This is a genomic window from Deefgea rivuli DSM 18356 (genome assembly GCF_000620145.1).
GTDB classification, from domain to species: Bacteria; Pseudomonadota; Gammaproteobacteria; order Burkholderiales; family Chitinibacteraceae; genus Deefgea; species Deefgea rivuli.
This window is the reverse complement of record NZ_KK211083.1, coordinates 43977-70711: the sequence shown is the minus strand read 5'-3', so window position 1 is coordinate 70711 and position 26735 is coordinate 43977. Positions and strand designations below refer to the sequence as shown.

The following is a 26735-nucleotide window of genomic DNA, read 5'->3' as shown; positions in this document are numbered from 1 at the left end:
AATGCCTCCTGCCTTTTTCGATTAATCCGCCAGTTTCCATTGAATCAATTCGCCCGCGCGCAATGGGACAACAACGCTATCAGCGAATTGGTATTCACTCGGCACGACCCAGCTTTCTTTAAGCAAAGTGACTTTCTCGGTACTCACTGGCAGGCCGTAAAACGCGGGGCCATTCAAGCTGGCAAAGGCTTCGAGTTGGTCGAGCTTGCCCGCCAAATCAAAAGCCTCGGCATACAGCGGCAACGCAGCGTGGGCGGTATACATACCAGCGCAACCGCAGCTGGTTTCTTTCGCGCCTTTGGCGTGTGGTGCGCTGTCGGTGCCAAGGAAGAATTTGCTCGAACCTGACGTCACCGCCTCGACCAAGGCTTTGCGATGCAACTCACGTTTCAGCACGGGCAAGCAATACAGGTGCGGGCGAATTCCGCCGACCAGCATTGCGTTGCGATTCATCAGCAAGTGATGCGCGGTGACGGTCGCGGCGACATTGGCTGAGCTGCTAGCGACAAAATCAGCTGCGTCTTTAGTCGTAATGTGCTCAAAAACGACTTTCAGATTCGGGAACTTGGCCAATAGCGGCTGCATCACGCGGTCGATAAACACCGCTTCGCGGTCGAAAATATCGATTTCCGCATCAACGACTTCGCCATGCACCAAGAACGGCAGGCCGACTTCGGCCATTTTCTCAATCGCTGGCAACACATTATTAATATTGGTACAGCCCGCATCCGAATTGGTCGTCGCGCCCGCTGGATACAATTTCACACCATGCACGAAACCACAGTTTTTGGCGGCAACGATATCGGCTGGGGTGGTATTGTCAGTCAAGTAAAGCGTCATTAAGGGCTGGAACGACATACCTACTGGCAACGCCGCCAGAATCCGCTCGCGGTATTCACCGGCCAACACGGCATTCGTCACTGGCGGTTTTAAATTCGGCATCACAATCGCGCGGCCAAATTCACGCGCTGTATGTGGCAGCACGCTCGCCAAACCCGCGCCATCGCGTAGGTGCAAATGCCAATCATCAGGGCGGGCAATGGTAATGGTTTGAGTCATGGTTTGAGTCCTTTTCAATGGGTATTACCAGCTAGCCTTTTTCTATAAATGGCTAGATTCATATACATCAAGATTAATGGCGATATTCAGATTACGTGCCGATTCTCTATTTAACATGGTCGCGCTAATGCCGCGCGGCACTGACTTTTCTTGAACGGCCAAGAAAAGTAAGCAAAAGAAGGCCGCCCTAGTATCTGCGTCCGACTTCGTCGGATTCCCTCGCTGCGGACAATCGAGGCGGTTGCGCTCAAAACTCGTTCGGCCTCAAAGGCAAAAGCATCGGCCTCGCTCAAACATTGATCGCAAAAACCCCGTCCCGCTTGTTCCTCACTCGGCGTGATACAAGGGACTTTAAGCCCCAACTCAACCATCGCGGCACAGCATCAACACCGAATCCAAGCACTGCCATATTTAATTAATCTGGTCGTTTTTTAATCAGAAATAAAAACTTCGCGTCTTCATTCCATTGTTCAATCAGCTCGTGCCCCGTTTGGCGGCAGAATGCGGCGAAATCGGTCGGCGTTGCAGGATCGGTGCACGTTACTTGCAACACGTCGCCACCCGCCATTGTCGCCAAGGCTTTTTTGGTGCGCAAAATCGGTAAGGGACAGTTGAGTCCCGACAAATCAGCAACTTGCTGTGGGGCGATGCGAGCAGTCATGGCGCAATCCAAACGGGCAAAAAAGCCATTGTACCAAGCTCGTCAAGTGCTGTTGTGATGAATCGAATGCCTATAGGTCTGCTGACGAACGGCCAAAACCACGAGTCAGGCTTAAGTTTCCCTTAAGTCGCGCATGTTCCAATGCATTCGTTGTCTCAACAAACCACTTGGAGCAAGACCATGAAACTCATTACTTTATTTGCAGTAGCTACGATTGCTGCTTCTTCACTGAGCTTTGCCAGCGCGGACTGCCCGAAAAACCCAAAAGCGGAATGGCTCAAACCGGCTGATGCGCAAGCCAAAATCGAAGCGATGGGTTACAAAATCAAAAAATTCAAAACCTCTGGCGAATGCTACGAAATCTACGGCCACAATAAAGAAGGCAAAAAAGCCGAAGTTTATTTCGATACCAAAACACTCGCCATCGTTAAATCTGAGATTGATTAATTAAATCAGCAAAGGTTTTCTTGCATCGTTACCTCGCCTTGCTATCAAACTTTTGCATGGATACTCAATTGATGTATTGCTCTGTAGCCATTATTTAAAAATGGCTACAGAGCAATACCCAATAAAGCGAACTGATTATGAATAAAATCAAAGTGTGGGATCCCGTTGTACGCTTGCTGCATTGGGGCTTGGCGATTGCGGTATTGGGCAATTTTATTAACGAAGGTGGTGATTTGATTCATCGCTGGGAAGGCTACGCCGCGCTAGGGATTGTGTGCAGCCGCATCCTCTGGGGCTTTATTGGCAGCAAGCATGCGCGGTTTAGCAATTGGTTTCCAACCCCGAGCCGAGTTTTCAGCTATGTACGCGCTCAATTGCGCGGCGAACATCCACGCTATCTCGGCCACAATCCAGCGGGCGCGGTGATGATGCTGTTTTTATTGCTGATGGTCATTGCGCTGGGAACGACGGGCTATATGATGGGAACCGATGCTTATTTTGGCGAAGAGTGGCTGGAAGAACTGCATGAAATCCTCGCGTATACTTTACTTGCCGGCATTGGCTTGCATATTGCAGCGGCGATTTTTGAAAGCTGGCGGCATAAAGAAAACCTGCCTGCCGCTATGATTCATGGGTATAAGCGCCCAGAACTTGCTAGCAAATCTATAGAAGCAAATACCTAATCCATATCGGAAAATACTGAATGCGTATTTTACTGGTTGAAGACGATCAATTGCTTGGCGAAGGCATCCAAGATGGCTTGATTGATGCTGGCTTTGTCGTCGATTGGTTACAAGATGGCGAAGCCGGTCGCAGCGCGCTGCAAACTGAGCAGAGTTTTGATTTAGTCGTACTCGATATTGCGATGCCACGTTTGAGTGGACTCGATTTATTGGCGTGGATTCGGCGGCATTTGGGCGATTTACCCGTGTTGCTGCTCACTGCACGCGATTCAATTGAAGATCGCATCAAAGGCCTTGATGCGGGGGCTGATGATTATTTAATCAAACCCTTTGCGCTGGGTGAGCTGGTGGCGCGAATTCATGCATTGCTGCGCCGCGCGCAAGGGCGCAGTGAAAATAACTTAATCTGGCAACACATTCGGCTTAATCCCATCCATAAAACCGCCAGCAAAAACGGCGAGGCGCTGGATTTAACGGCGATGGAATTTAAGCTGTTGCATCTTTTAATGGCCACAAGCCCGCACTATCTATCACGCAGCCAATTTGATGAAAAACTCTACGGCTGGCAGGGTGAGGTCGAAAGTAATACGCTTGATGTCCACTTATCGCATTTGCGTAAAAAACTCGGCAATGACGTGATTCGAAATGTGCGCAATTTAGGCTGGCGTTTGGAGGCCGATTGAAACAACGGATTCAGCATTGGTTACAGCATTCGCTTGCAACGCGCTTAACGCTACTCGTTTTGCTCGCCACGCTTTGCGCATGGCTCAGTTTTGGTGCGGTTTTATTGCATGAAGCCCGCAAAGAAACCGCCGAAGTCCTTGATCGCCAACTTACTGCCTACGCCGATATGTTGTGGCAAAATTTGGGGGATGAAGACGACTTAAAATCATCCACACCTCAAGAACACAGCAAACGCACCGTACTGGCGTTCACCTTGCATCATGACGATGGCAATCTGCTGATCAGTAGCCAAAAGCACCCGTTTCCACGACAAGCCGGTGCGAGCAAACATCCTTATTCAATCGAACACCAAGGCAGAACTTGGCAAATCACCGTGCGGCAAGATCATGAGCGTCAGTTGATCGTCGGCGAACCTCAGCAAAATCAGCACAAAATTGCACAAGAACTGAGCGAGCATTTATTCGAAACTGCACTCTGGGCCTTGCTGATTTTACTGCCACTCTTGTATTTTGCGATTCGCCAAGGCCTGAAACCACTCAATATCGTCACCGCAGAATTGGCGCAGCGTGAACCCAATAACCTCAATCCACTGGATGCGAAAGTGCCCAGTGAAATTAGACCGCTGCGCGATCGCCTCAATACGCTTTTCGCCCAAGTCAGCGATACCTTAGCGCGCGAACGGCGCTTTACAGCCGATGCCGCGCATGAATTACGCACGCCATTGGCCGGTTTACGCGTGCAAATTGAATTAGCACAAAGCAGTCCACGGATTGAAACGCGTGAGAAAGCACTTGGCAAAGCGCTGATCGCCGTAGATCGCACCACGCGTTTGGTGGCGCAACTCCTTGCACTCGCTCGCCTTGAACACGGCGAGTCGCCGAGTTTTGAAGCGATTTCCTTGCCGGACTTAGCCAAAACCGCGCTGATTGAAGCGCAGCTTCCTGTTGATACGGCACATTTAAGCATCCAGAACCCAGTCCACTTAATCGGCCAACCCATTTTGCTCGGTTTACTACTCAGAAATATCCTCGATAACGCGCAGCAATACGCGGGTGTTGCCGCGAACATTCAAATCACCATTGATGGCGCAATATTACGCATCACTGACGATGGCAAAGGCGTCAGCGAGGAAGATTTGGCGCGTTTGAGCGAACGCTTTTATCGCCCAGCTGGACAAAGTCAACCCGGTGCGGGGCTGGGGCTGTCGATCGTGCGACGCATTGCCGAGTTGCATCAAGCCCAACTGCATTTTAGCAATCAGCCCGCCGGCGGATTTTGTGTTGAACTTATTTTTAAGCAGGAAATGTCATAAATGAGCTACGCCCCACATACGAATCACAACTTCCCCGAAGGCGAGCAACACCCTCATCCGCATGACCGACCGCATGGGCACAATGCGGGGCATGATCATCACCATGATCACAGCCATCACCACCACGATCATGCGGTGCCTACGTCGCAAAAACGGCTGATTTTTGCACTGGTCGTGACGTTTGGTTTTGCGTTTATCGAGCTTGCGGGTGGTTTTTGGTCAGGCTCTTTGGCGCTGATTTCCGATGCCGGCCATATGATGACCGACAGCGCTGCGCTACTACTAGCCTTGATTGCTAATGTGATTGGGCAACGCCCTGCCAATGCCGGAAAATCCTATGGTTATGCGCGCGCAGAGCTAATCGGCGCGCTGGTGAATAGCCTGACCATGATCGCGCTGGTGGTGTGGATTATCGTTGAAGCCGTACAACGCTTGCTGCACCCACAACCCGTCAACGGTATGGGCGTGATGGTCATTGCGGTGATTGGTTTGTTGGTGAATGTGTTCTCAGCATGGCAGCTGTCGCACGACCACGATAATCTCAATAGCCGCGCGGCCTTGATTCACGTTCTGGGCGATTTGCTGGGCTCGGTCGCTGCGATTGCTGCTGGCGCGGTGATTTATTACACCGGCTGGATGCCAATTGATCCGATTTTATCGATTGCGGTTTCACTACTGATTTTACGCTCGACTTGGAATCTGCTCAGCCAATCGACGCATTTATTGATGGAAGGCGTGCCCGATGGCATCGATCTGAATCAAGTCGGTGAGCAGCTCTCAGCGGTGCCAGGGATTGTTGAAGTGCATGATTTGCATGTGTGGAGCATAGGCAGCAAGCGTAAAGCGCTGTCGGCACATCTGATTATTAGCGAGCCATTGGCTTGGCCAAGCTTGATTTTGCAGCTCAATCAAATGCTAGAGAAAGATTACGGCATTGATCATGTGACGCTACAACCGGCATGGATCAGCGAGCTAGATGGTAAAATCGTACCTATTCACCGAATAGAGCATTGAGCCGCTGGCTGATGCTTGCTACGATGTGCCCACTTTTACTGGATGGAAAAATCTGATGCGCCAACTTCTGCTATTGACCGCTTTGCTGGCTGGGCTCACCCACGCAGCAGAATATGACGCACACACGCCAGAAGGGATGGAAGCCGGTGAAGGTCGCTTCCAAGATATTTTCAGCGGCAAAAAAGCCGAAATTCCTATCCCACAAGAGCAGGACTTCCAGTTTCCTGAGATCACGCAACTGAAAGATTGGGCGCCGATTAAGTTTCATCAGGAAGTAAAAACCAATCATTACTACCTGTCGCTCGATAGCCTGACTGTAGGCAAAGACAATATCGTTCGCTACGTGATTACCGTGGTGCCGAAAGCGGGTGGCAATAAAAATACTTTGTTTGAAGGCATCGACTGCAAAACCAATCAATATCGCACTTATGCGTGGGGCAATGCGGATAATGGCTGGACGAAAAACAGTAAAGTCACTTGGAAAATGCTCACCAAAAATCAGCACAATGCATGGCAAGGTAGCTTGTCAGAAGACTTCTGCAAAATGGGTGATCCTTGGCCGGTAGAAACAATACGCAAGGATTTCACGCGTGATAATAAAGCGGGTAATTGCATGGGTTGTCGCAATCAATCATAAAAAAAGGCAGCTCACCGAGCTGCCCTTTTTTTATCCACCAAACCCACACTCTCTTTATTGCGGCAAAGCGCTGCCAAATGCGGCCAGATATTGTTCGGCTAATTCAGCCGGCGTGAATTGGTGATTTTGCCCGCCGCGTTGTGCGATTTTAATGCTACCCAACAAGCTGGCCAAACGACCTGTCGTTGGCCAATCCCAACCTTGCATCATGCCGTGCAGCAAACCCGCACGGAATGCATCGCCGCAACCGGTAGGATCAAGCACTGCTGCTGCCGGTACGGCTGGAATGTCATGGCGTACGCCATCGGCGTAAATTTGCGCGCCTTCAGCGCCCAAAGTCACCACCAAGGCTTTTACTTGCTCGGCCAATTGCGCCAAGCTTAAACCCGTGCGCTCGACGAGCATTTCGGCTTCGTAATCGTTCAGCGTTAAATAATCAGCCAATTTCACCAATTCAAGCAACTCTTCGCCGCTGAACATCGGCATGCCTTGGCCCGGATCGAAAATAAACGGGATTTTAGCGGCGGCCAATTGCGCACAATGTTCTTGCATGCCTTGCTTGCCGTCTGGCGACACAATTGCGATTTGAATCGCTTCTTTCACGTCGCTCACTTGATTCAAGTGCGAAACGCCCATTGCACCAGGGTGAAAAGCGTTGATTTGATTGTCGTCCAAATCAGTCGTGATAAAACATTGGCCGGTGAAATCGCCATGCTCAGTGATGAAATCGCGGCGGATCGCTAGCGCGTCTAGGCGCTGCGCGTACGGTGCGAAATCAGCACCAACAGTCGCCATAATCAACGGTTCTGAACCGAGCATTTTTAGCGTATAGCCGATATTACCGGCACAACCACCAAATTCACGGCGCATATCTGGCACAAAGAAAGACACCGATAGCTTATGAATCTGCTCTGGCAGGATATGTTTTTTAAATTGATCGTGGAAAACCATGATCGTGTCATAAGCCATCGAGCCGCAAATCAGTGCAGACATTATTGTTTCTCCAGAGTGAATGGCCGAATTATAACCATTCGTTGCATTCTGTCTGCATACATTCACCATCTATCTGCTCATGCTCCACGACACTAGGGTTTTCCTGTAGTTTTCTGCTATGGAATTTTCACTTTCATTCACTATTTTATTCTGGGTAATGCTGATTTCGGGCGGTCTGGCCATCGGCCAATACGCTCTGTTGGCGCGCGCCCATCATTCCGAACGCGGCCTAGGCACGATCTCCTACGGCGGTGGCCTACTGGCGGCGGGCGGCATAGCTTTCGTTCTACTGCTCGATACGGCCTTTGTGACCCTAGCGGGTCTGATCTGGGTCTGCGGTCTACTCATCTTGCTGGCTGGAACTCGGCGTTTCTTTGCGCGCCCGGCTTTGCTGGGTTGGTGGGCAAGCAGCTTGGGTGTTGCTGCCGTATTACTGCTGGCTCAATGGACTGGCCTGCTCACTACACAAGCCACATTACGACTACTTTGCTTACTCACTGTGCCATTGTGGCTCATGATCGCTTTTGAAACTCGGCACGCCGATAACGATGAACAATGGGCCATGCCGCGCGGCTTGTTGATGGCGGTGCTGGTGGTTTTTTCTACGCTGTTTTTCGTCATTGGGCTTTACCTTGTACCGAGCGAAAACCTGCATCTCACGCTATTAATTACGCTCTTGGTGGGTCAGCTGGCATTGCCTTATTGCTACCACAATGCGCTCTCGCATCGATTGCACACTCGGCTGATTAAGCTGGTTCGCTATGACGCACTGACCGGCCTGCTGAATCGCCGTGGTATTGAAGAAAGCGCGATTCGCGAACTGCGCCGCGCGCAACGATACCAACAATCGTTTGCGATGATTGCTGTGAATCTCAGGCAATTTCAGGAAATCAATCAGCGTTATGGTTTTGCTGCTGGCGACATGGCGCTACGCAAATCCGCCCGCGTACTGAAAGACATCGCAGGCGATAGCGGTCTATCTATTGGGCGCTTTACTGGCAATGATTTTATTTTGCTATGTAGCAATCTACCAATGCAGCAAATTCGCAATATGATGCTCGAAATCGAGCTAGCGATAAATGCTTTGCAAATCGAGCATAGCGATAGCAGCTTTCACCTCAACTGCGTGGTGAATATGGTCAAAGCGGGTAAGAATGGCGACACGGTGTATGAATTACTTCATAGCGTGCAAACTGAAATCCAAAAACGCAAAGCGGCCAGCACCCCTAGCAAAACAGCCCCAAGCCAACAAGATGTTGGGGCACTGCTGAATAAAATTCATAGCAACAAGGGTATTGCTATGGATGGATTGCCAGAAGCTGCATAGCTGGCAATACCTAACAAAATCACCTGTATTCAGCCCAACTTAAAACCACGATACCGTTGCTAAACAGCCAGCTCGACGCGATTACGACCCTTAGTTTTGGCAGCATAAAGCGCGGTATCTGAGCGCTTAACCCAATCATCGACCGATGCCTCTCCGGTAAATAGCGCTACGCCGATGCTAATCGTGAGCGGAACTTGATGCGGGAACACCGCATCAGCAACGCTTTGGCGCAATTTTTCCGCCAAAATTCGCCCTTGCTCCAGCGAAACACCGGGCACCAATAGCGCAAATTCTTCACCGCCCCAACGGAATAAACGATCACTCGGGCGAATTTGTTTGCGCAGTAAATCAGCTAAATAAATCAAAACCTGATCGCCCATCGGGTGACCAAATTCATCATTCACTCGCTTAAAAAAATCAATATCGAGCATCAATAAACACACCGGATGCGCGTAGCGAATCGCCCGCGAGATTTCTGCCGCCGCCATTTGCTCAAACATGCGCCGATTACCACAACTGGTCAGCGGGTCTGTTTCAGCTTCATGAATTAAACTCGTATTCACTTCGATCAAACGCCGATTGGCCATTTCCAAGCCCAACCTTAATTCGGCCAGCGTCGCTTCGCTGTCTCGACGGCGAACTATTTCGGCCTCCAGCGATTGCGTTTTTTGCTGCTGCGCATACGCCACTTCGGTGCGCTCAACACGCTGCAATCTGGCCAGCTCCGACAATTCATGCTGCTGCGCCAAAGCGTACTGTTGCAATGGCAACCAACAAGTGCCCAAAGACTCTTTTGGCTGCTGCCCAACAGCGTATTGCTTTAATACATGCACCGCTGTCGCTATGATCTGCCGCCCGCTCCGCCGCAGCCACCACGTGGTCGCACCCATTGCAATCAACCACAGCAGCAGCAAAACTATCAGCACAGTGCGTTTGGCGGACTGAAATGCCGACAGGTCTAAATCAACAGCCAGCACCGCATTGGCAAAAGCCATATCCTCGCCCAGCGGCAGCGCAATCGAATAATGCCCTTGCTGATTTTGCAGCGCGGCCGGCGCTATCTCGGTGGGTGCTGCAGATCCCGTGGCGGCCTTTTGCTCAACAATGCGCTCAGTCAATATCGAATAATTGCCCGTCTCGCGCTGCAGCAGAATATCAATTTTATTTATCGGTAAGACGCCGCCTGCACCCGCTTTAAACCAAGCTTCAAACAGTGGATAACGGTTGCTTAAAACGTGCTGCCGCTGCAAAAAAGGCTTGAGTGCCACCGCCGTTTCCAGCCAATAATTTTGCCCTTCTGGCGCGTAGTAGTGATACAGCATCAATTGGCCAGTTCTAAGCGAAACGCCAAGATGATGCTTGATGTGCTGACCGGAACCAATCTGTTGCTTGAGCTGATCACCCAGCACGCTAGACACCGTACCCAAATTTAAGTCGCGTTCTTGACTGATGCTACCGACCACAATTTGTGCATCCCGATTAATCAGATACACCGCATCAACGTGCAAATCTTGGGCGATTTGGCTTAATGCTTGAGGTGATGCGGCAAAAGGATCGGGATTAAGTTGCTGCAAAACAGCAGGTAGCGCGCTGTGCCAATGAGACTGCAGACTCAATTCTTCTTGCCGGATAATGTCTCCCAGCAGTGCAAACTGAGCCTGAGTGTGTAGCTTGAGGGCATTGAGCGTCGCAGTCACTTGCTGCGCTTCTAGATGCGCAATCAGCGCATAACTTGCGCCGCCCATTGCAATCAGCAGCGCAGTCATGCCAAGCAGACAATAGGCCAAAATTCGCTGCATCACACCCATTGCTTTAATCCATAGTCAAAAATCGCAGTATAGATAATGTGCACCGCCGACCGTAGATTTCAGCAGGAAATGCTTACTCTCGTTGCAAAAGTGTTAACTCTTCGGCAGTCAGATAGCGCCATTCGCCTTCAGGTAAATTTAAATCCGCCAATTTCAATCCACCAATTTGCACCCGTGATAAAGCACTGCAATGGTTACCAGCGGCCGCCAACATGCGCTTCACTTGATGATACTTGCCTTGCTCAAGCACCATTTCGATTTGATTTTCGCTAAGACGATTGGCCACCAAAGCCGCAATCGGCTCATTTTCATCAATCAATTTCACGCCAGCCAATAAATCTCGCACCAATTCATCGCTCACCGGCTCAGCCGTCGTCGCAATATAAGTTTTGGGTTGGTGACGTTTTGGTGAGCTTTGCGCGTGGATAAAGCTGCCATCGTCCGACAACAGCAAAAGCCCCGTCGTATCGTGATCGAGTCGCCCCACCGGCTGCACATCGCGCCATTCCATGTTTTGCGGGAATAAAGTCAATACGGCAGGATGATGCGTTGGTTTGCGCGAGCACTCGTAACCGCTGGGTTTATTGAGCACCAGATAAACTTTTTCGCGGTATTCCCAGATTTCATCGAAAACTTGAAACACCAAACCTTGTGGCTCGTATTCAGTTTTCCATTTCGTAATCACCACGCCATCAATCGAAACTTCGCCTTCTTCGATTAAATCACGGCAACCTTTACGCGAACCAAAGCCTTGGCTTTGCAGGATTTTATCGAGCGATAATTTTTTCATAGACTAACTCAAGCAAATGGATGCGCCATTGTAAGGCGCAACGGCAATCGCGTGAAATCAATTCAGATGAAATCCACAGCACCAAAATAGAAACACTGAAAACAAGCTGAGAAAACGACTTGAATATATGCGGACTGGCTGCGCTTTAAGCAAAAACGCAGCCAGTCCGCACCGACTTTAAGTTGATTGCTGATTCAAATACGCAATATGCGCGGGAATTTGCAGTGCTTTAGGCCGCAGGCTTTGTACTTGCGCCGTCGCGCTAGCCAGAGAAACACCGCGTTTAAGTAAGATCATCGCCACCATCAACCCTGTACGGCCAGATCCGCCTTTGCAATGCACCGCAATCGTTTTGCCATTCGCCAGCATTTGCAAAACTGCAGCGCTAGATTGCGTCCACTGCGCCTCGAAAACCTCAGTCGGTGCCGAATCATCTTCAATCGGAAAATGAAACCACGTCATACCTAATTCAGCGCAAGCTGCAGGCAAATCCGCCGCATCGTTGGCTTGCATTTCGTGATCCGGCATCAAGGTAATGACTGCGGCGGCACCAGCGGCCTGTAAATCTTGCAAGGCACTACGTAAATCCGCCTCTTTGGTGCCAGGGCAAGGTGTAAAAATTAATCCGCCACCTTCAGGCAAAGGCATGAGGTCGTAAGGGTGTGTCAAAGGTTTCTCCAAAAATAAAACAGCGAAATCATCGCGATGTGGATGTGGGTAAGGCTTGAATAGACCTGATTATGCTTCTTCAGAAGAGGCGTCATCCCCGAGTGTTTTAATCGGGGATCCAGCTGCGCAAACTGGATTCCCGCCTTCGCGGGAATGACGAATTGATTGTGTTTTTTGGTTTTCTGAAGAAGATACCTAATCTGGTAAATAAATATTATCGTTTGTATGTAACGCTCAATACGATATGGCCTCGCAAAACGAGGAGCTAAGCGTAGTACTTGCGCTTCATTCTAAGTGCGACATTCACCAAGGCAATCAGCACTGGCACTTCAACCAAGGGGCCAATCACGCCAGCAAAGGCTTGATCGGAATTGAGGCCAAACACGGCAATCGATACTGCAATCGCCAGCTCAAAATTATTGCCCGTCGATGTAAACGCAATCGACGCATTTTGATCGTAAGGCAGCCCCATTTTCTTGCCGATGAAAAAGCTCACAAAGAACATCACCATAAAGTAAATAATCAGCGGAATAGCGATTTGGATTACGTCCATCGGTAGCTCGACAATCATTTCACCTTTGAGGCTGAACATCAGCACGATGGTCGCGAGCAAAGCAATCAGCGTGATCGGTGAAATACGCGGGATAAATACCGTGTTGTACCAAGCTTCGCCCTTCGCTGCGACCAGCCATTTTCGGCTGAGAAATCCCGCCAGAAATGGAATCCCCAGATAAATCAGCACGCTTTGCGCAATGTCCAAAATCGTAATATCCAGCGCAAAGCCTTGCAGGCCAAACAGCGGCGGCAGCACGGTGATAAACAGCCAAGCCATAAAGCTATAAGTAATAATCTGGAACACACTATTGAGCGCCACCAAGGCTGCGCCGTATTCTTTGCTGCCGCCGCTAATGTCGTTCCAAACCAGCACCATCGCGATACAACGCGCCAGCCCAATCAAAATCAGCCCGACCATATAGCCCGGCTGATCGCGCAAGAAAATGATCGCCAGCAAAAACATCAAAATTGGGCCAACGATCCAGTTCATCACTAAAGACAGCGTAATCGCGCGCTTGTCGCGCGTCACTTCGCCGAGCAGGCTGTAATTCACCTTCGCCAGCGGTGGGTACATCATCAGAATCAAGCCGATGGCGAGCGGAATATTGGTCGTGCCGACTGTCATGGCTTCATTAAGCTGCGCCACTTGTGGGAAAACCACACCAATCCCAACGCCCAGCGCCATCGCCAGAAAAATCCACAGCGTGAGGTTGCGATCCAAAAAACTCATTTTGTGTGCCGTTGATTCGTCGACGCAGGCTTGGGCATTCATGCTATTTATTCCGGTTTGGGGCAACAAGTTGATTCGCTGGGCGAACACGGCGATGGCATGGTCGGCAAGCATTGCTCAGGATGTCCTTCGCAACATTCTTCGGTCAGATAGGCGATCAAATCCAGCATCAAGCTCAGATTGGCGCGGTAACGCATATAGCGTCCTTCTTGTTCCACCGTCACCACATTGGCTTGTGCCATGGCTTTCAGATGAAACGACATATTGGTCGGCGGCAGGCCAAGCGCAGTCGCAATTTCCCCCGCCACCATGCCGGTATGGCCTTGGCGAACTAATAGACGATAGACATCCAGGCGGATACCCGATGAGAGCGACTCAAAAATAGTCGTAGCGATTAATTTTTCCATATTTCAACTATACAACAATAATTGAAATATTGTACTGGTATTGTTACCATGCATTCAATTGATGAATTAACCGAAGGAGAGCGAGCATGAGCAAGATGTATCACGTGTTGTTTATTTGTACGGCAAATTCTGCGCGCAGCCAGATGGCTGAGGCTTTGCTCAATCAAATTGGTCAAGGGCAATTCAAAGCATTTAGTGCGGGCAGCCATCCCAGCGGCATGGTGAACCCACTCGCTTTAGATGCCTTGCAGCATATCGGTATCAATACGGCAGGTTTGTACAGTAAAAGCTGGGATGAATTCAGTGGTATAGACGCACCACACATGGATTTTGTATTTACTTTGTGTGATTCCGCCGCAGGCGAGTCTTGCTCGGTTTGGGCGGGTCATCCGATGAGGGCACATTGGGGAGTTCCAGATCCTAGCCTGCTGCCTGCAGAAAAACAACAACACGCGTTTCAACAAGCATTAACGCTATTAAAACGCCGTATGGATCTGTTTATTGAGCTGCCGATTGAAAAATTAGATAGCTTAGCGCTCAAACACAGCGTTAGCGAAATTGGCCAAGTGCAATAAATTAATCGCAAAAGAGAGAACACAATGAGCATCAAAGTAGGCATTAACGGCTTTGGCCGTATGGGGCGTTTAACATTGCGCGCGGCTTGGGGTGATCCGGATATTGAATTCGTGCAAATCAACGACCCAGCAGGCGACGCGGCGACTTTGGCGCATTTGCTTAACTTTGATTCGGTACACGGCCGCTGGGCGCATGAGGCGAGCACGGATGGCGACGACATTCTGATTGCTGATGCGTCTAATAAAATCGCACGCATCAAAACCACGTGCAATAAAACCATCGCTGAAACCGATTGGTCGGGCTGTGATGTGGTCATCGAAGCCTCGGGCAAAATGCGCACCACGGCGCTGCTGCAAGCGTATTTGGATCAAGGCGTGAAACGCGTCGTTGTCACCGCGCCGGTCAAAGAAGCGGGCGTGCTGAATATCGTAGTCGGTGTGAACGATCATTTGTTCGACCCTGCGATTCACCGCATCGTCACGGCGGCGAGCTGCACGACCAACTGCCTCGCTCCCGTCGTGAAAGTCATCCACGAACAGCTTGGCATCCGCCACGGCAGCATGACAACGATTCACGATCTGACCAACACACAAACCATCATCGACGCGCCACACAAAGATCTGCGCCGTGCGCGTTCGTGCGGTACCAGTTTGATCCCGACTTCGACTGGTTCGGCGACGGCGATCACCGAAATTTTCCCCGAACTGAAAGGTCGCCTCAACGGCCACGCGGTGCGCGTGCCACTGACCAACGCCTCGCTCACCGACTGCGTGTTCGAGCTGGAACGCGCGACGACGGTTGAAGAAGTGAACGGCCTGCTGAAAGCTGCGTCGGAAACGTATCTGAAAGACATCTTGGGCTATGAAGAACGCCCACTGGTATCAATCGACTATCGCGGCGACGCGCGTTCATCCATCATCGACGCACTATCGACCATGGTCATCAACGGCACGCAGTTGAAGCTGTACGCTTGGTACGACAATGAGTGGGGCTATGTGAACCGCACGGCGGAGTTGGTGCGGCAAGTGGGGCTGGCACAATAATGAAGTTAGTAGGATGGGTGGAGCCGGTTTTTGGCGATACCCATCATCCATGTCGATGGGTATCGCTTCGCTCCACCCATCCTACGCGCTCCACCTATCCTACGCGCTGAACAGCAGGAGGTCTTATATGGATTTGCTAAGTATGCATGTGGAGTTTAAAGCTCAATATCCAGATATTTCGAAAACAGCAGGTAAATTGCACTTAGAGTTATGGGATGAAATTACTTCTGAAACCGTGTTTATTTGGTTCGAAAGTCTTGCTAACGCGCTTAATCGAGAAATGCTAGATGAGATAGATGCTAAAAAATACAAAGCACTTTTTGAGTTTTTTAGAGAACATTATTTCAGTGGCGACAATCAAGTCAAAAGTTGTATCGATGTTTCGTTTGTTGAAAATTTATTTTGGAATGTGCCAGCTTCAAAGGCAAAAAACTATTGGATTATTTTTCCTGAAGTTCTAAAAGAGTTGTATGTTAATTTTCATGGGCGAGAACCAATTTGACCAGACTCGTAGGTACGATTAGCACAGCGTAATCGTACGACGTACACACTTACTCATAGAAAAAAGCCTTATGAAAATAGTCATTATCGGAAATAGTGGAAGCGGGAAAACCTGGTTGGCTAAACATTTAGCCAAGACAATTCAAGCGCCACTCATTCATCTTGATGAGCTATTTTGGGACGACAACGGATTCGAGAAAAAGCGTCCCCACGAAGAGGTGTCGCAATTAATTGAACACAGTTTTGAAAACCACAACTGGATTGTCGAAGGCGTATTTGGTTCGCTTGCAGAACGTTATTTACCTCAGTCTGATCTATTAATTTGGCTCGATATGGATTGGGAAATATGTAAGCAACGCCTAATTCAGCGCGGCTCAGAAAGACATCATATGGGCAGAGAGCAGTCCGAACTGGGATTGAACAAACTCATCAACTGGGCATCGACTTACCACGCTAGAAGCGACGATTGTTCTTTTCAGGGGCATCAAGCGATTTTTTCAAGATTTAACAGATTAAGTTTTCACCTTCAGCATGAGAGTGACGTAGTTAATTTTTTAGCCGGTAGGGGTCAAAAGCTACGCGTATTACACCAGTGAGAGCGAATCGGTGTAACGCCCTGCGGTTGTTACACCCTACTTAACATCACATTTCAACATTGCATAAACTATGCATAAAGCATGTATTGCCTTGTAGTCCATATTCTAAATGGCTTACATAGTAATACATCAACAATCGGATCACCTATGCTCGCTGCCCTTAGCCCCCCACTGCGCCAATACCTAATCATCACCGGCAACTATTGGGCATTTACGCTCACCGATGGGGCGCTGCGGATGTTGGTGGTGCTGCATTTTCATCAGTTGGGTTTTTCACCGCTGAATATCGCGTTGCTGTTTTTGTTTTACGAGATTTTTGGTGTCGTGACTAATCTCGTCGGTGGTTGGCTGGGGGCGCGGATTGGTTTGAATAAAACGATGAATATCGGCCTGGGCTTACAAGTCATCGCCCTGCTGGCGTTGACGGTGCCAACGGCAATGCTGACGGTGCCGTGGGTGATGGCGGCGCAGGCGCTGTCGGGCATCGCCAAAGATTTGAATAAAATGAGTGCGAAAAGTAGTATCAAAACGCTGGTTCCAGCGGGTGCGGAAGGGAAACTCTTTCAGTGGGTGGCGGTGCTCACCGGCTCGAAAAACGCGCTCAAAGGCGTTGGTTTTTTCCTGGGCGGCGTATTGCTGGCGACGTTGGGCTTTGCGGGTGCAATGTGGGCGATGGCGGGCGTGTTGCTCATCGTGTGGATTGCTAGCCTGATTAGCCTGAAATCGGATTTGGGCAAGGCGAAGAACAAGCCTAAATTTGGCGAGATTTTTTCCAGCAGTCGTGCGGTGAATATCTTGTCGGCGGCGCGGCTATTCCTGTTTGGCGCGCGCGATGTGTGGTTTGTGGTCGCGCTGCCGGTATTTATGGCGACGACTTTGGGCTGGGCGGATTGGGCTGTGGGGACGTTTTTTGCTTGCTGGGTGATTGGCTACGGCATCGTGCAATCGCTCGCGCCTTACCTGACCGGAAAAAAATCCGGCCAAGTCCCCGATGGCCGCGCTGCGATGCTGTGGGCGATTCCGTTGGCAATCTTAACTGCAGGTATTGCCATGGGGGTCAATCTGGATAATGGCTTGGAGGCAATACTCATTGGAGGATTGCTATTGTTTGGTGTGCTGTTTGCGATCAATTCCTCATTACACAGCTATTTGATTGTCAGTTATGCCAAGGAAGACGGCGCCTCGCTCGATGTTGGCTTTTACTATATGGCTAATGCAATGGGACGGCTGATCGGCACGGTGTTGTCGGGCTGGGTTTACCAAACAGCAGGTTTGGCGGCGTGTTTGTGGATTTCAGCGGCCTTTATCACACTCGCCGCCTTCATTTCTACGGCGCTGCCTCGCCATCAGATGCAGAAGTAAACCTGATCGACGTTTGGCGCCCCGCACAGAGCGCCAATCAATGCGTGCTAAAATCAGTCCCCGATTGAGCCCGCTTTCAGCACGAGCGGTGTAAGGCCCTTCTGGCCGCGCCTCCTTAATTTCCCTTTTTCGCACTGCACGCCAAGCCCGCGCAGTGTGCTGCTGCGGCTTGCATCGCCGCCATTTTTATTAGGATTTGCCATGTTTAACTTAAAACCGGCCGATCTCAAGACCAATGTCTTGAGTGGCTTAACGGTAGCTTTGGCCTTAGTGCCCGAAGCGATTGCGTTCGCCATCGTGGCGCATGTTAGCCCACTGACGGGTTTGTACGCGGCGTTTTTTATGTGCTTGATTGCCGCCGCATTGGGCGGCCGGCCGGGAATGATTTCGGGGGCGACGGGCGCTTTGGCCGTGGTGATGGTCAGCTTGGTCACGCAGCATGGCGTTGAATATTTGTTTGCGACGGTGATCTTGATGGGCGTTTTGCAACTGCTCTTTGCCGCGTTCAAGCTGGGCAAATTTATTCGGATGGTGCCGCATTCGGTGATGCTGGGTTTTGTGAATGGCTTAGCGATTGTGGTGTTTATGGCGCAGCTGGGGCATTTCAAAGTGGCGGGGGCCGACGGTGCGTTGACGTGGTTGAGTGGCTCGGCGCTGTATGGGATGTTGGGTTTGATCGCGCTAACGATGGCGATTATTTATATCGTGCCCAAGTTCACGACGATCATTCCGTCGTCGCTGGCGGCAATTTTAATCGTCGCGGGCGTGGTGGCAGCCTTGGGCATTGAAACGAAAACGGTTGGTGATATGGGCTCGATTGCGGGGGGCTTGCCGCAGTTTCATCTGCCGCAAGTGCCGCTGACTTGGGACACGCTGACGGTGATTTTGCCGTACGCCTTGATTTTGGCGACGATTGGTTTACTTGAATCGCTGCTGACTTTGAATCTGATCGACGAAATGACCGATACCCGTGGCAAACCCAATCGCGAAAGCCTGGCGCAGGGTGTGGCGAATGTGGTGAGTGGATTTTTTGCGACGATGGGCGGCTGCGCGATGATAGGTCAGAGCCTGATTAATATCGGCAACGGCGCGCGGCATCGCCTGTCGGGGATTGTCGCGGCGCTGTTTTTGCTGGCGTTTATTTTATTTTTATCGCCGTGGATCGAGAAAATCCCGCTGGCCGGGTTGATAGGCGTGATGTTTGTCGTGTGCGAAAAATCGTTTGCTTGGGGCAGTTTGCAAGCCTTACGCAAAATCCCACGTCAGGACGCGATCATTGTCGTCGGCGTTACGGTCATTACCGTGCTGACTGATTTGGCCGTTGCCGTGCTGGCGGGCGTGATTTTTGCGGCGCTGGTATTTGCTTGGCAGCATGCGAAACAGATTCAAGTGAGCATTAGCGAAGATGCGCAGGGCTGGAAAGTATATGCGCTGAAAGGCTCTTTATTTTTTGCATCAACCGCCAATTTCGCCGCACTGTTTAATCCAAAAAATGATCCGCAACATGTGGTAATTGAGTTCCGCGAGGCGAAAGTCGTCGACCATTCTGCCATCGAAGCGATTGATTCACTGGCGGTGCGCTATAGCCAAGCGGGCAAAACCCTGCACTTACGCCATCTCAGCCCCGATTGCCTAGAAGTCTTAGAAAAAGCCAAAAACATGGTCGAAGTGAACGAATTTGAAGATCCGCACTATCATATTGCAGATAACAAAACCAATTAGGATAGGCGCAGGAAATGAATCTCATTGAGGAGCGACTTACCGCTTCTCAATGTACAGATTCCATGCCAACTTTGGTGCGAGATCGAAGGCTTTTGCTCAATCAAAACGGCGACTTGAATTGGCTTTGTGAGAGTTTAAAGCGAAAAAAAGCCCTGAATCATCAGGGCTTTTTTTGTATTGGGTGGTGGAGGGAGAAGGATTCGAACCTTCGAAGGCTGAGCCGCCGGATTTACAGTCCGGACCCGTTGACCGCTGGGGTAACCCCTCCACGAGGACGGCAATTATGCCGTGCGCTAACCGATGCGTCAAGCACCTGAATGTAATTTATTCGATTTACTTCATCTAGCTCATTTGCGCGGCAGCAGATGACAAATCCGCCACAGAAAAACCCCCAGCCACTTCATTGCAATATGCGTCAGGGATAATAGCTAAATACGCCACGCCAACTCGCCACGGAGAGACTGATTTGAAACATTACAATATCTTATTTATCTGCACCGCCAATGCCAGCCGCAGCCAAATGGCCGAAGCACTGGTGAATCATTATGCACATCCCAACTTCACCGCCTACAGCGCAGGCAGTCATCCAGCGGGCCAGCTGCATCCACTGACGCTGGTAACGTTGCAACATTTTGGCCTCGCCACCGCATCGCTACGCAGCAAAAGCTGGGACGAATTTCTCACACCAAACGCGCCGCCGATGGATTTTATTTTTACGCTATGCGACGCCGCCGCCGGAGAAAGTTGCCCAACGTGGCCTGGCTTGCCGCTGGTCGCCCACTGGGGCGTGGCCGATCCCAGCTTGCCACGCAAAGAAGAAGATCGCCACAAAGCCTTCCATGATGCATTTTTGTTGATTAAACACCGCATCGATTTGCTGACTGCACTGCCATTTGAAAAACTCGAACATCTAGCCCTGCAACATCACATCCGTGATATCGGCGTACAAACTCCTAAGCCATTGTGATTCCAAAATCGAAACGTAGCGCATAAAAAAAGACAGCCGCAGCTGTCTTTTTTTACTTTAAGCCGTAGCTTAGTTTTTTGGCATGATGTTGTTGTTTACAAATTGAACGCCTTTTACTTTTTCAGCGATCATACCGGCTTGTGCCATTTGCTCACCCAAAGCAACCGAACCATCGATAGTGACATCCACTTTGCTTGGATCTTTTTTATCGTTCGCGCCTTTCACTTGTAAATTGAATGCCTTCAACGCTGGATCAGCATCCAAGGCCATTTTTACGGCTTTAGCTACGGCAGCAGCATCAGCAGCAGGTTTCGCTGCTGCAGGCGCTGCAACAACTGGTGCAGCTGCAGTTTTTTCTGGTGTAGAGCTGCAAGCCGTCGCTAAAACGGCGCTGCACAATAAAGTAGCAATCAGGCTAATTTGTTTCATGGTTTTCTCTCATCTTTGTATGAATAAATTCAAATGCAAATATCATCTCGCAAAGCCACGTAATCACGACGAACGCTGCGAAACAACAATTGCTTTGCAATTTGTTTAGCTCTTGTTGATCAGAGCTGAATGCACGTGATTCTAAGAGCTACACATTACAGAAATGTTTAAATTCAATGACAAGCGAAAATGAATTGATTTTGCGACAACATCAGCGCTGCAATGGCCGTCAACAGCGGCCTTGCTGCGCTATAAGCCAAATGGTTTAATCTCGATACTCGAGCACTTTTAATACTCGGCACAAGGTTTCGCTAAGCATGCTGCCAATGGCATTTATCCCTGCACACAAAGAAGCAGAGTATTTATCTGTAGACCAAATTACTATTGCCCTGCATGGCGATACCCTGATTATTTGCAATCAAGCCTTAGCCTCTGTGGCCGATTTGCAAGCGCTACCCGCTGCACAATACATCATTCATATCGGTCAGCTCGAATCACAAATCGTGCAAATGGCGGTGTGGGACGCCGCAACGCCGTTGCCGGAAACGCTAGCAAGCATCGATTTACGCGCTAGTTTTGATTTGATCGGCGAAATGCTGTGGGCGCTGGCGGGGCGCGCCAGCCAGATTGCGACGTTTTATCGTACGCACCGCTTTTGCGGCGTTTGCGGCGCAGCGACCAAACCGCTCACGCACGAAGCCGCTTGCGAATGCACCGCCTGTGGCCACCGCGTTTGGCCACGAGTTTCACCTGCAGTGATGGTGCTGATTCAACGTGGCCGCGAAATGCTGCTGGCGCGCTCGCCGCATTTTCGTGAGGGTATGTACAGCGCTTTGGCGGGATTTGTTGAACCGGGCGAGAGTTTAGAGCAATGCGCGCACCGCGAAGTGCTGGAAGAAGTCGGCGTTACGATCACCAATTTGCGTTGGTTTGAAAGCCAAAGCTGGGCGTTTCCACATTCGCTAATGCTGGCGTTTTTCGCTGATTATGTGTCAGGCGAGATTGTGTGCCAGCCGGAAGAAATCGAAGATGCACGCTGGTTTAGCCCCGATGATTTACCGCCATTACTTCCCGGAAAAGCCAGCATCGCCTACCGCTTATTGCAAGCGGGGCTGAAAGAAAATCCATAAAACAATAAAAATGGATCACGAAAGACACGAAAAAAGGCCGAAAAAACACGAACAAGGCGGTTTTGTGTTCGTGCTCTTCGTGTCTTTCGTGGACAAGGGTTCTCCTGATTAACCCACGAAAGGGACGAAAATTTACAATCCAAACCCGCCTCTATTCAAAACGGATGCTGTTCGCTCTTTTTAGCTTTTGTTCGGCTTTTTTTCGTGTCTTTCGTGATCCATGTTTTTGACTGATTATTTCTTGTGCATCACCACAGCCGTCACAGCACCAGCGATCAAGCCCCAGAATGCCGAGCCAATGCCGAACAGCGTTAAGCCCGAGGCGGTGACTAGAAAAGTCATGATCGCTGCTTCGCGTTGATGCTCGTCGCGCATTGCGAGCGCCAAGCCATTCCCAATGATATTCACCAAAGCCAATCCAGCGACGACCAGCACCAGCTCGCGTGGGAAAGCGGCAAACAGCGCCGCCACCGTCGCGCCAAATAAGCCAATCAACACATAAAACACGCCTGCTGCGACGGCGGCCATATAACGTTTGCTGGCGTCTTCATGCGCGTCTTTGCCCATGCAAATTGCGGCGGTAATCGCTGCCAAATTAATCGCAAACGCGCCAAATGGCGCGAGCAGCACTGTCGTCAAACCCGTGGTCGCGATAATCGGCGAAATCGGCGGCGTGTAACCATTGGCGCGCAGCACCGTCACGCCGGGCACATTTTGCGAGGCCATCGTCACCATAAACAGCGGCAGCGCGACGCTGGCAATGCTGCTCAGCGTAAACACCGGCGTCGTCCAAATCGGCATCGCCAGCTCAAAACGAATACCCTCTAGATGTAATAAGCCCTGAGTACCAGCAATCAATAGCCCGCAGAGCAATACCCCTACAATCGCATAGCGCGGCAAGAAGCGGCGCAATATCAAATACGTCGCAATCATGCTGCCCGCCAAAACCAGCTGCGTTTGCAAGGCGGTAAATGCGCCCATACCAAAGCGCAGCAGCACCCCCGCCAACATCGCCGACGCAATGCCCAGCGGAATCCGCTGCATTGCGCGCTCAAACCAACCCGTCACGCCCATCAACACAATGAGCAAGCCCGACACAATAAATGCACCTATCGCTTCGGGCATCGTCACACCCGCAACGCCAGTCACTAGCAACGCCGCACCGGGCGTCGACCATGCTGTCACCACTGGAACGCGGTAGCGCAGCGACAAACCAATACAGGTCAGCCCCATCGCCAAACCCAGCGCCCACATCCACGAGGCGATTTCGGCTGACGTGGCGTGCAGCGCTTGCGCGGCTTGAAACACAATCACCGCCGAGCTGGTAAAGCCCACCAATACGGTGACAAATCCCGCCACCACGGCTGAAACCGAAATATCGCGCAACATAGGCCATCTCTAGCAATTGAAGAACCCTATTGTGCTGGCTGGCGCGCCGCACGGCAATGAGCGTAAGTGGCAAGACAACATCTGGTTGGAGTGGCGACCTCTCTCCGCTTACAAAAAAATGAGCTTCGTGGGAGTGAGCTTGTGCCCCGCAGGAAATACCCTTGGGGTGCCCGCGAATACACTGTTTGCAGATTCAACTCTGTTCCATATTGGCATTGCTTTCGCGGGCAAGCCCGCTCCCACGGGGAATCACAACATTTGGTTACATCACCAAGGATTGACGCCAGCTCAATGTAAGCGGCATCATGAAGTCATGATGCAAAGCACAACGCCCCTTTTCCTGATCTCTACCGCCAAGGCCCTACTGGCCTGGCTGAGCGCGCCTGCGCGGTAGACGTTACACACGTTGCCACCGCGGGAAGTCAATCCGGCGGTGGCGATCCCTCCTCTTGATTTCCTCCCGCAATCGCTCAGACGCTACCGCGTTCTGAGCATCACCTCGGAGGAATAACAATGACAGCCCCCAGCAACTCACAGCGTATCGGCGTAATGTTGGCCGCGTTTGCCGCGACCGGCTTCGCCATGAAAGGCGTTTTCATCAAACTGGTTTACCCCTACGGCGTCGACGCGGTGACTTTGGTGCTATTGCGGCTCATTTTTACGATTGCATTGCTGTGGATGATTCGCTGTTGGCGCTTGGCGCGACTGGCTCCGAATGAGCAAGAAACACCGATTTTAGCGATGGATAAGCTCAAGCTCTTGGGCTTGGGTTTGCTGGGCTATTACCTTGCCAGCATCCTGGACTTTATCGGTTTGCAAACGGTCAGCGCGAGTTTGGAGCGCTTGATTTTATGCCTGTATCCCACCTTCACCGTGCTCTTGGTGTCGTGGTTTAGTGGCAAACCCATTCCACCACGCATCAAGCGCGCGCTGCCATTGACTTATTTAGGGATGATTTTGGTCTTAGCGCCAGAATTAACCAACGCACATGCCGATTGGGTTGGTATTGGTTTTGTCGTTGCCAGCACTTTAGCTTTTGCGCTGTATATGGCGTGGAGCCCAGCGGTGATTCAACGCGTTGGTTCGATGCGCTTTACTGAATTGGCACTCACCGTATCGGGCGTGGGAATTTTGGTGCATTGGTTGATCGCACAACCACTGTCCAGTATTCAACAGCCGCCTGCCGTTTGGGCTTATGCACTGGTGATTGCGATTTTTTCTACTGTGCTACCCGTGTATGCAATGACTAATGCGATGAAACGCATCGGCGCTAGCCGCACCGCAGTGATCGGCAGCTTTGGACCAGTGTTGTCGATTATTTTGAGTATGGGGATTTTGAATGAACGGCTTAGCTCGCTGCAATGGTTGGGTGCTGCGGTGGTATTAGGTGGAGTTTACTTAGTCAGTAAAAAATAGGTATTGCCCTGTAGCCATTATTTAATAAAGGCTACAGGGCAATACATTATGCTAATTCGACGGTTTTTGTTTTGGCTAAATTACGTGGTGCATCAATATCGTTGCCACTGAGTACCGCGCAGTAATACGCCAGCATTTGCAATGCAACGGTGTAGATAATCGGGCTTAAATTTGTCAGTCCATTCGGCATCCGTATCACCGATGTACCATCGACCGAAGCAATATTGCCATTGGATAAAATGAAAATCTCACCGCGATTAGCACGTACCGATTTCAAATCATCGAGCATTTTTTGCGCTTGCTGATTCCACGGCAAACACACAATCACCGGCAATTCATCATTCACCAAAGTAATCGGGCCATGTTTAAGTTCGCCAGCCGGAAACGCCGCCGCGTGCTGATAGGCCACTTCACGCAACTTAAATGCGCCTTCCATCGCGACCGGATAATGCGTATTGCGGCCAATGACGAATAGATTTTTCTTTCGATGCAACATCCCCGCCCAGCGGCGAATATCTTTGCCCAATTGCAATGTTTCAGCCACTGCCGTGGGCAGCGTCAGCATTTCTTGTTGCACTGCGGCCAGCTCGTCTTTACTGAGTTTGCCACGCGCCTCACCCAAGCTAAACGCCAATACATACAGCATCAGCAATTGGGCGGTGAGGGATTTAGTCGCGCTCACCGATTGCTCGGCACCACTGTGTGTCAGCAAAGTATGATCAACGAGGGTCGTCAGCGTACTACCGGGAGAATTGGTCAGCGCCACAGTACGCGCAGAGCTCAAATTTTGCACATGTTGCAGGGCTGCAATCGTATCGGCGGTTTCGCCCGATTGCGAAATCGCGACAATCAAATCATACGGATCAGCATGAATATCGCGATCTACATATTCACTACTTAGCCCCACTTGAACCGGAATCCCTGCCAGCGTTTCAAACCAGTAACTCGCCACTAAAGCGGCATGGTAACTTGAGCCGCACGCCAATAAAGTCAGCCTGCGAATTCCGGCTAATTTACCGCGCAAAGGCAGCGGTAGGCTGTAGCCCGCGCTGTATTTTTGCACCAAAATGGCCAGCGTTTCCGGCTGGGCTTCGATTTCTTCGAGCATATAATGCGGAATATTTTGGCTCTTATTCACCGCCGGCATGTGCAATGCTTGCTCGCTACCATCTGGCAAAATCAAGCTGGGCACACCGAGGCCAAAACGCACGATATCGCCCGTTGCCATTGCATACACTTGATTGGCACGCTGCCGAATCAGGCGCAAATTACTGCAACAAATTTGCCGTAGGCCCGATTCCAAACCCACAAATAAAGGCCGCCCCATACAGCTGGCAAACATAAACTGCGTTTGCCCTTTCTGGTGGCACACATACGACACATCACCTTTCAGCTGAGCATTCGTTCTAATAATCGCGTCAGCTAATGTCGCACCGTCATGCAAATGCCGCTGTAGCAAGGCCGCCACCAAATCGCTCAAACTGGCCGCAAGTGCGATATCCAAAGCCCGCGCCAAGTCCAAATGATTGGTGCATAAGCCCACTGCTGTCACAACCAAACTACCTAATTTAGGTAGCGCGGACTGATGTGGATCATTGCTCAATGCTGCAATCAGCCAATGGCAATTCACCGGTGGAAATACCAAGCGCTGCACGGGCATCTGCAATACATAATGCCGCTGAATTGCAGATTCATCCTCTGCCTGCTGCACATGCAAATGCGTGCTATTGCTATTTAAAATCAATAAACAATCGGATAACGCAGGTAATACATTCTGCGGTGCAATATAGGCAATGAGTTCAGACATAATCCATCCAAGACAAAAGGC

The 26735-nt window shown here is 50.6% G+C and carries 27 protein-coding genes and 1 tRNA gene; 16 read left to right on the top strand and 12 right to left on the bottom strand.

The window, feature by feature from the left end; translation table 11 throughout:
- Window positions 1–21: 21 nt before the first annotated feature.
- Together pyrC and Q320_RS0115220 are read right to left on the bottom strand one after the other, a co-directional pair.
- On the bottom strand, window positions 22–1059 hold the full coding sequence (gene pyrC / locus Q320_RS0115225) for a dihydroorotase (protein ID WP_027469710.1): 1038 nt from the start codon (window positions 1057–1059) through the stop codon (window positions 22–24).
- A gap of 415 nt (window positions 1060–1474) precedes the next feature.
- On the bottom strand, window positions 1475–1720 hold the full coding sequence (locus Q320_RS0115220) for a sulfurtransferase TusA family protein (protein WP_035853978.1): 246 nt from the start codon (window positions 1718–1720) through the stop codon (window positions 1475–1477).
- Window positions 1721–1900: 180 nt separating this feature from the next.
- Here Q320_RS0115220 and Q320_RS0115215 point away from each other — a divergent pair, with 180 nt between their 5' ends.
- From Q320_RS0115215 to Q320_RS21035, 6 genes are all read left to right on the top strand, one after another.
- Entirely contained in the window at window positions 1901–2167 is a 267-nt protein-coding gene (locus Q320_RS0115215) for a PepSY domain-containing protein (RefSeq protein WP_027469708.1), read from the top strand.
- 137 nt (window positions 2168–2304) lie between these two features.
- Complete coding sequence (locus Q320_RS20145) at window positions 2305–2850, top strand: cytochrome b/b6 domain-containing protein (RefSeq protein WP_051534809.1); 546 nt, start codon at window positions 2305–2307, stop codon at window positions 2848–2850.
- A 20-nt stretch (window positions 2851–2870) separates the two neighbouring features.
- Entirely contained in the window at window positions 2871–3533 is a 663-nt protein-coding gene (locus tag Q320_RS0115205; RefSeq protein ID WP_027469707.1) for a response regulator, read from the top strand.
- A complete protein-coding gene (locus Q320_RS21040; RefSeq protein ID WP_051534808.1) occupies window positions 3530–4846 on the top strand; it encodes an ATP-binding protein in 1317 nt (438 codons plus the stop codon). The genes Q320_RS0115205 and Q320_RS21040 overlap by 4 nt, the downstream gene beginning before the upstream one ends.
- A complete protein-coding gene (locus tag Q320_RS20135; protein WP_051534807.1) occupies window positions 4847–5860 on the top strand; it encodes a cation diffusion facilitator family transporter in 1014 nt (337 codons plus the stop codon). It begins immediately after the preceding gene.
- A gap of 55 nt (window positions 5861–5915) precedes the next feature.
- Entirely contained in the window at window positions 5916–6497 is a 582-nt protein-coding gene (locus Q320_RS21035) for a CNP1-like family protein (RefSeq protein WP_051534806.1), read from the top strand.
- A 54-nt stretch (window positions 6498–6551) separates the two neighbouring features.
- On the opposite strand, the gene Q320_RS0115185 is transcribed toward Q320_RS21035, so the two are convergent.
- Window positions 6552–7490 (bottom strand): carbohydrate kinase family protein, encoded by a 939-nt coding sequence (locus tag Q320_RS0115185; protein ID WP_027469706.1) that lies wholly within the window; start codon window positions 7488–7490, stop codon window positions 6552–6554.
- A 118-nt stretch (window positions 7491–7608) separates the two neighbouring features.
- Between Q320_RS0115185 and Q320_RS0115180 the strand changes: the two genes are divergently transcribed.
- On the top strand, window positions 7609–8817 hold the full coding sequence (locus tag Q320_RS0115180) for a GGDEF domain-containing protein (protein WP_084282689.1): 1209 nt from the start codon (window positions 7609–7611) through the stop codon (window positions 8815–8817).
- A gap of 59 nt (window positions 8818–8876) precedes the next feature.
- Here the strand turns inward: Q320_RS0115180 and Q320_RS21030 are convergent, their stop codons facing one another.
- The 5 genes from Q320_RS21030 to Q320_RS0115155 form a co-directional block, all read right to left on the bottom strand.
- The gene (locus tag Q320_RS21030; RefSeq protein ID WP_051534805.1) at window positions 8877–10625 is read right to left on the bottom strand and encodes a GGDEF domain-containing protein; all 1749 of its coding nucleotides are present in this window, start codon (window positions 10623–10625) and stop codon (window positions 8877–8879) included.
- 73 nt (window positions 10626–10698) lie between these two features.
- Window positions 10699–11415 carry a pseudouridine synthase gene (locus Q320_RS0115170; RefSeq protein WP_027469704.1) on the bottom strand — a complete coding sequence of 239 codons (717 nt, stop codon included), beginning with the start codon at window positions 11413–11415 and terminating at the stop codon, window positions 10699–10701.
- A 177-nt stretch (window positions 11416–11592) separates the two neighbouring features.
- Complete coding sequence (locus Q320_RS0115165) at window positions 11593–12084, bottom strand: cyclin-dependent kinase inhibitor 3 family protein (RefSeq protein ID WP_027469703.1); 492 nt, start codon at window positions 12082–12084, stop codon at window positions 11593–11595.
- Between the two features lie 265 nt (window positions 12085–12349).
- Complete coding sequence (gene arsB, locus Q320_RS0115160) at window positions 12350–13411, bottom strand: ACR3 family arsenite efflux transporter (protein ID WP_027469702.1); 1062 nt, start codon at window positions 13409–13411, stop codon at window positions 12350–12352.
- 5 nt (window positions 13412–13416) lie between these two features.
- A complete protein-coding gene (locus Q320_RS0115155; RefSeq protein ID WP_027469701.1) occupies window positions 13417–13776 on the bottom strand; it encodes an ArsR/SmtB family transcription factor in 360 nt (119 codons plus the stop codon).
- Window positions 13777–13862: 86 nt separating this feature from the next.
- Here Q320_RS0115155 and Q320_RS0115150 point away from each other — a divergent pair, with 86 nt between their 5' ends.
- The 6 genes from Q320_RS0115150 (at window position 13863) to Q320_RS0115120 (ending at window position 19576) form a co-directional block, all read left to right on the top strand.
- Window positions 13863–14351, top strand: coding sequence for an arsenate reductase ArsC (locus tag Q320_RS0115150; protein WP_027469700.1), 489 nt, complete (start codon window positions 13863–13865; stop codon window positions 14349–14351).
- Between the two features lie 24 nt (window positions 14352–14375).
- A complete protein-coding gene (locus Q320_RS0115145) occupies window positions 14376–15395 on the top strand; it encodes an ArsJ-associated glyceraldehyde-3-phosphate dehydrogenase (protein ID WP_027469699.1) in 1020 nt (339 codons plus the stop codon).
- Window positions 15396–15522: 127 nt separating this feature from the next.
- Complete coding sequence (locus tag Q320_RS0115140; protein WP_027469698.1) at window positions 15523–15897, top strand: DUF7674 family protein; 375 nt, start codon at window positions 15523–15525, stop codon at window positions 15895–15897.
- 70 nt (window positions 15898–15967) lie between these two features.
- Window positions 15968–16492 carry an AAA family ATPase gene (locus tag Q320_RS20120; protein WP_051534804.1) on the top strand — a complete coding sequence of 175 codons (525 nt, stop codon included), beginning with the start codon at window positions 15968–15970 and terminating at the stop codon, window positions 16490–16492.
- Window positions 16493–16639: 147 nt separating this feature from the next.
- Complete coding sequence (gene arsJ / locus Q320_RS0115130; RefSeq protein ID WP_035853972.1) at window positions 16640–17854, top strand: organoarsenical effux MFS transporter ArsJ; 1215 nt, start codon at window positions 16640–16642, stop codon at window positions 17852–17854.
- A gap of 201 nt (window positions 17855–18055) precedes the next feature.
- Entirely contained in the window at window positions 18056–19576 is a 1521-nt protein-coding gene (locus Q320_RS0115120; RefSeq protein WP_027469696.1) for a SulP family inorganic anion transporter, read from the top strand.
- 182 nt (window positions 19577–19758) lie between these two features.
- On the opposite strand, the gene Q320_RS0115115 is transcribed toward Q320_RS0115120, so the two are convergent.
- A tRNA-Tyr gene (locus Q320_RS0115115) sits at window positions 19759–19844 on the bottom strand.
- 198 nt (window positions 19845–20042) lie between these two features.
- On the opposite strand from Q320_RS0115115, the gene Q320_RS0115105 reads away from it, so the two are divergent.
- Complete coding sequence (locus Q320_RS0115105) at window positions 20043–20543, top strand: arsenate reductase ArsC (protein WP_027469695.1); 501 nt, start codon at window positions 20043–20045, stop codon at window positions 20541–20543.
- Window positions 20544–20612: 69 nt separating this feature from the next.
- Here Q320_RS0115105 and Q320_RS0115100 read toward each other — a convergent pair whose 3' ends face one another.
- Window positions 20613–20972, bottom strand: coding sequence for a BON domain-containing protein (locus tag Q320_RS0115100; RefSeq protein ID WP_027469694.1), 360 nt, complete (start codon window positions 20970–20972; stop codon window positions 20613–20615).
- Window positions 20973–21289: 317 nt separating this feature from the next.
- Here Q320_RS0115100 and nudC point away from each other — a divergent pair, with 317 nt between their 5' ends.
- The gene (gene nudC, locus Q320_RS20115; protein WP_035853970.1) at window positions 21290–22102 is read left to right on the top strand and encodes an NAD(+) diphosphatase; all 813 of its coding nucleotides are present in this window, start codon (window positions 21290–21292) and stop codon (window positions 22100–22102) included.
- Window positions 22103–22336: 234 nt separating this feature from the next.
- On the opposite strand, the gene Q320_RS0115090 is transcribed toward nudC, so the two are convergent.
- The gene (locus tag Q320_RS0115090; RefSeq protein ID WP_027469693.1) at window positions 22337–23491 is read right to left on the bottom strand and encodes a benzoate/H(+) symporter BenE family transporter; all 1155 of its coding nucleotides are present in this window, start codon (window positions 23489–23491) and stop codon (window positions 22337–22339) included.
- A 513-nt stretch (window positions 23492–24004) separates the two neighbouring features.
- On the opposite strand from Q320_RS0115090, the gene Q320_RS0115080 reads away from it, so the two are divergent.
- Window positions 24005–24907 (top strand): DMT family transporter, encoded by a 903-nt coding sequence (locus Q320_RS0115080; protein ID WP_027469691.1) that lies wholly within the window; start codon window positions 24005–24007, stop codon window positions 24905–24907.
- Between the two features lie 46 nt (window positions 24908–24953).
- On the opposite strand, the gene Q320_RS21025 is transcribed toward Q320_RS0115080, so the two are convergent.
- Window positions 24954–26714, bottom strand: a complete 1761-nt coding sequence (locus Q320_RS21025; RefSeq protein ID WP_051534803.1) for an isomerizing glutamine--fructose-6-phosphate transaminase — start codon at window positions 26712–26714, stop codon at window positions 24954–24956.
- Window positions 26715–26735 lie beyond the last annotated feature (21 nt).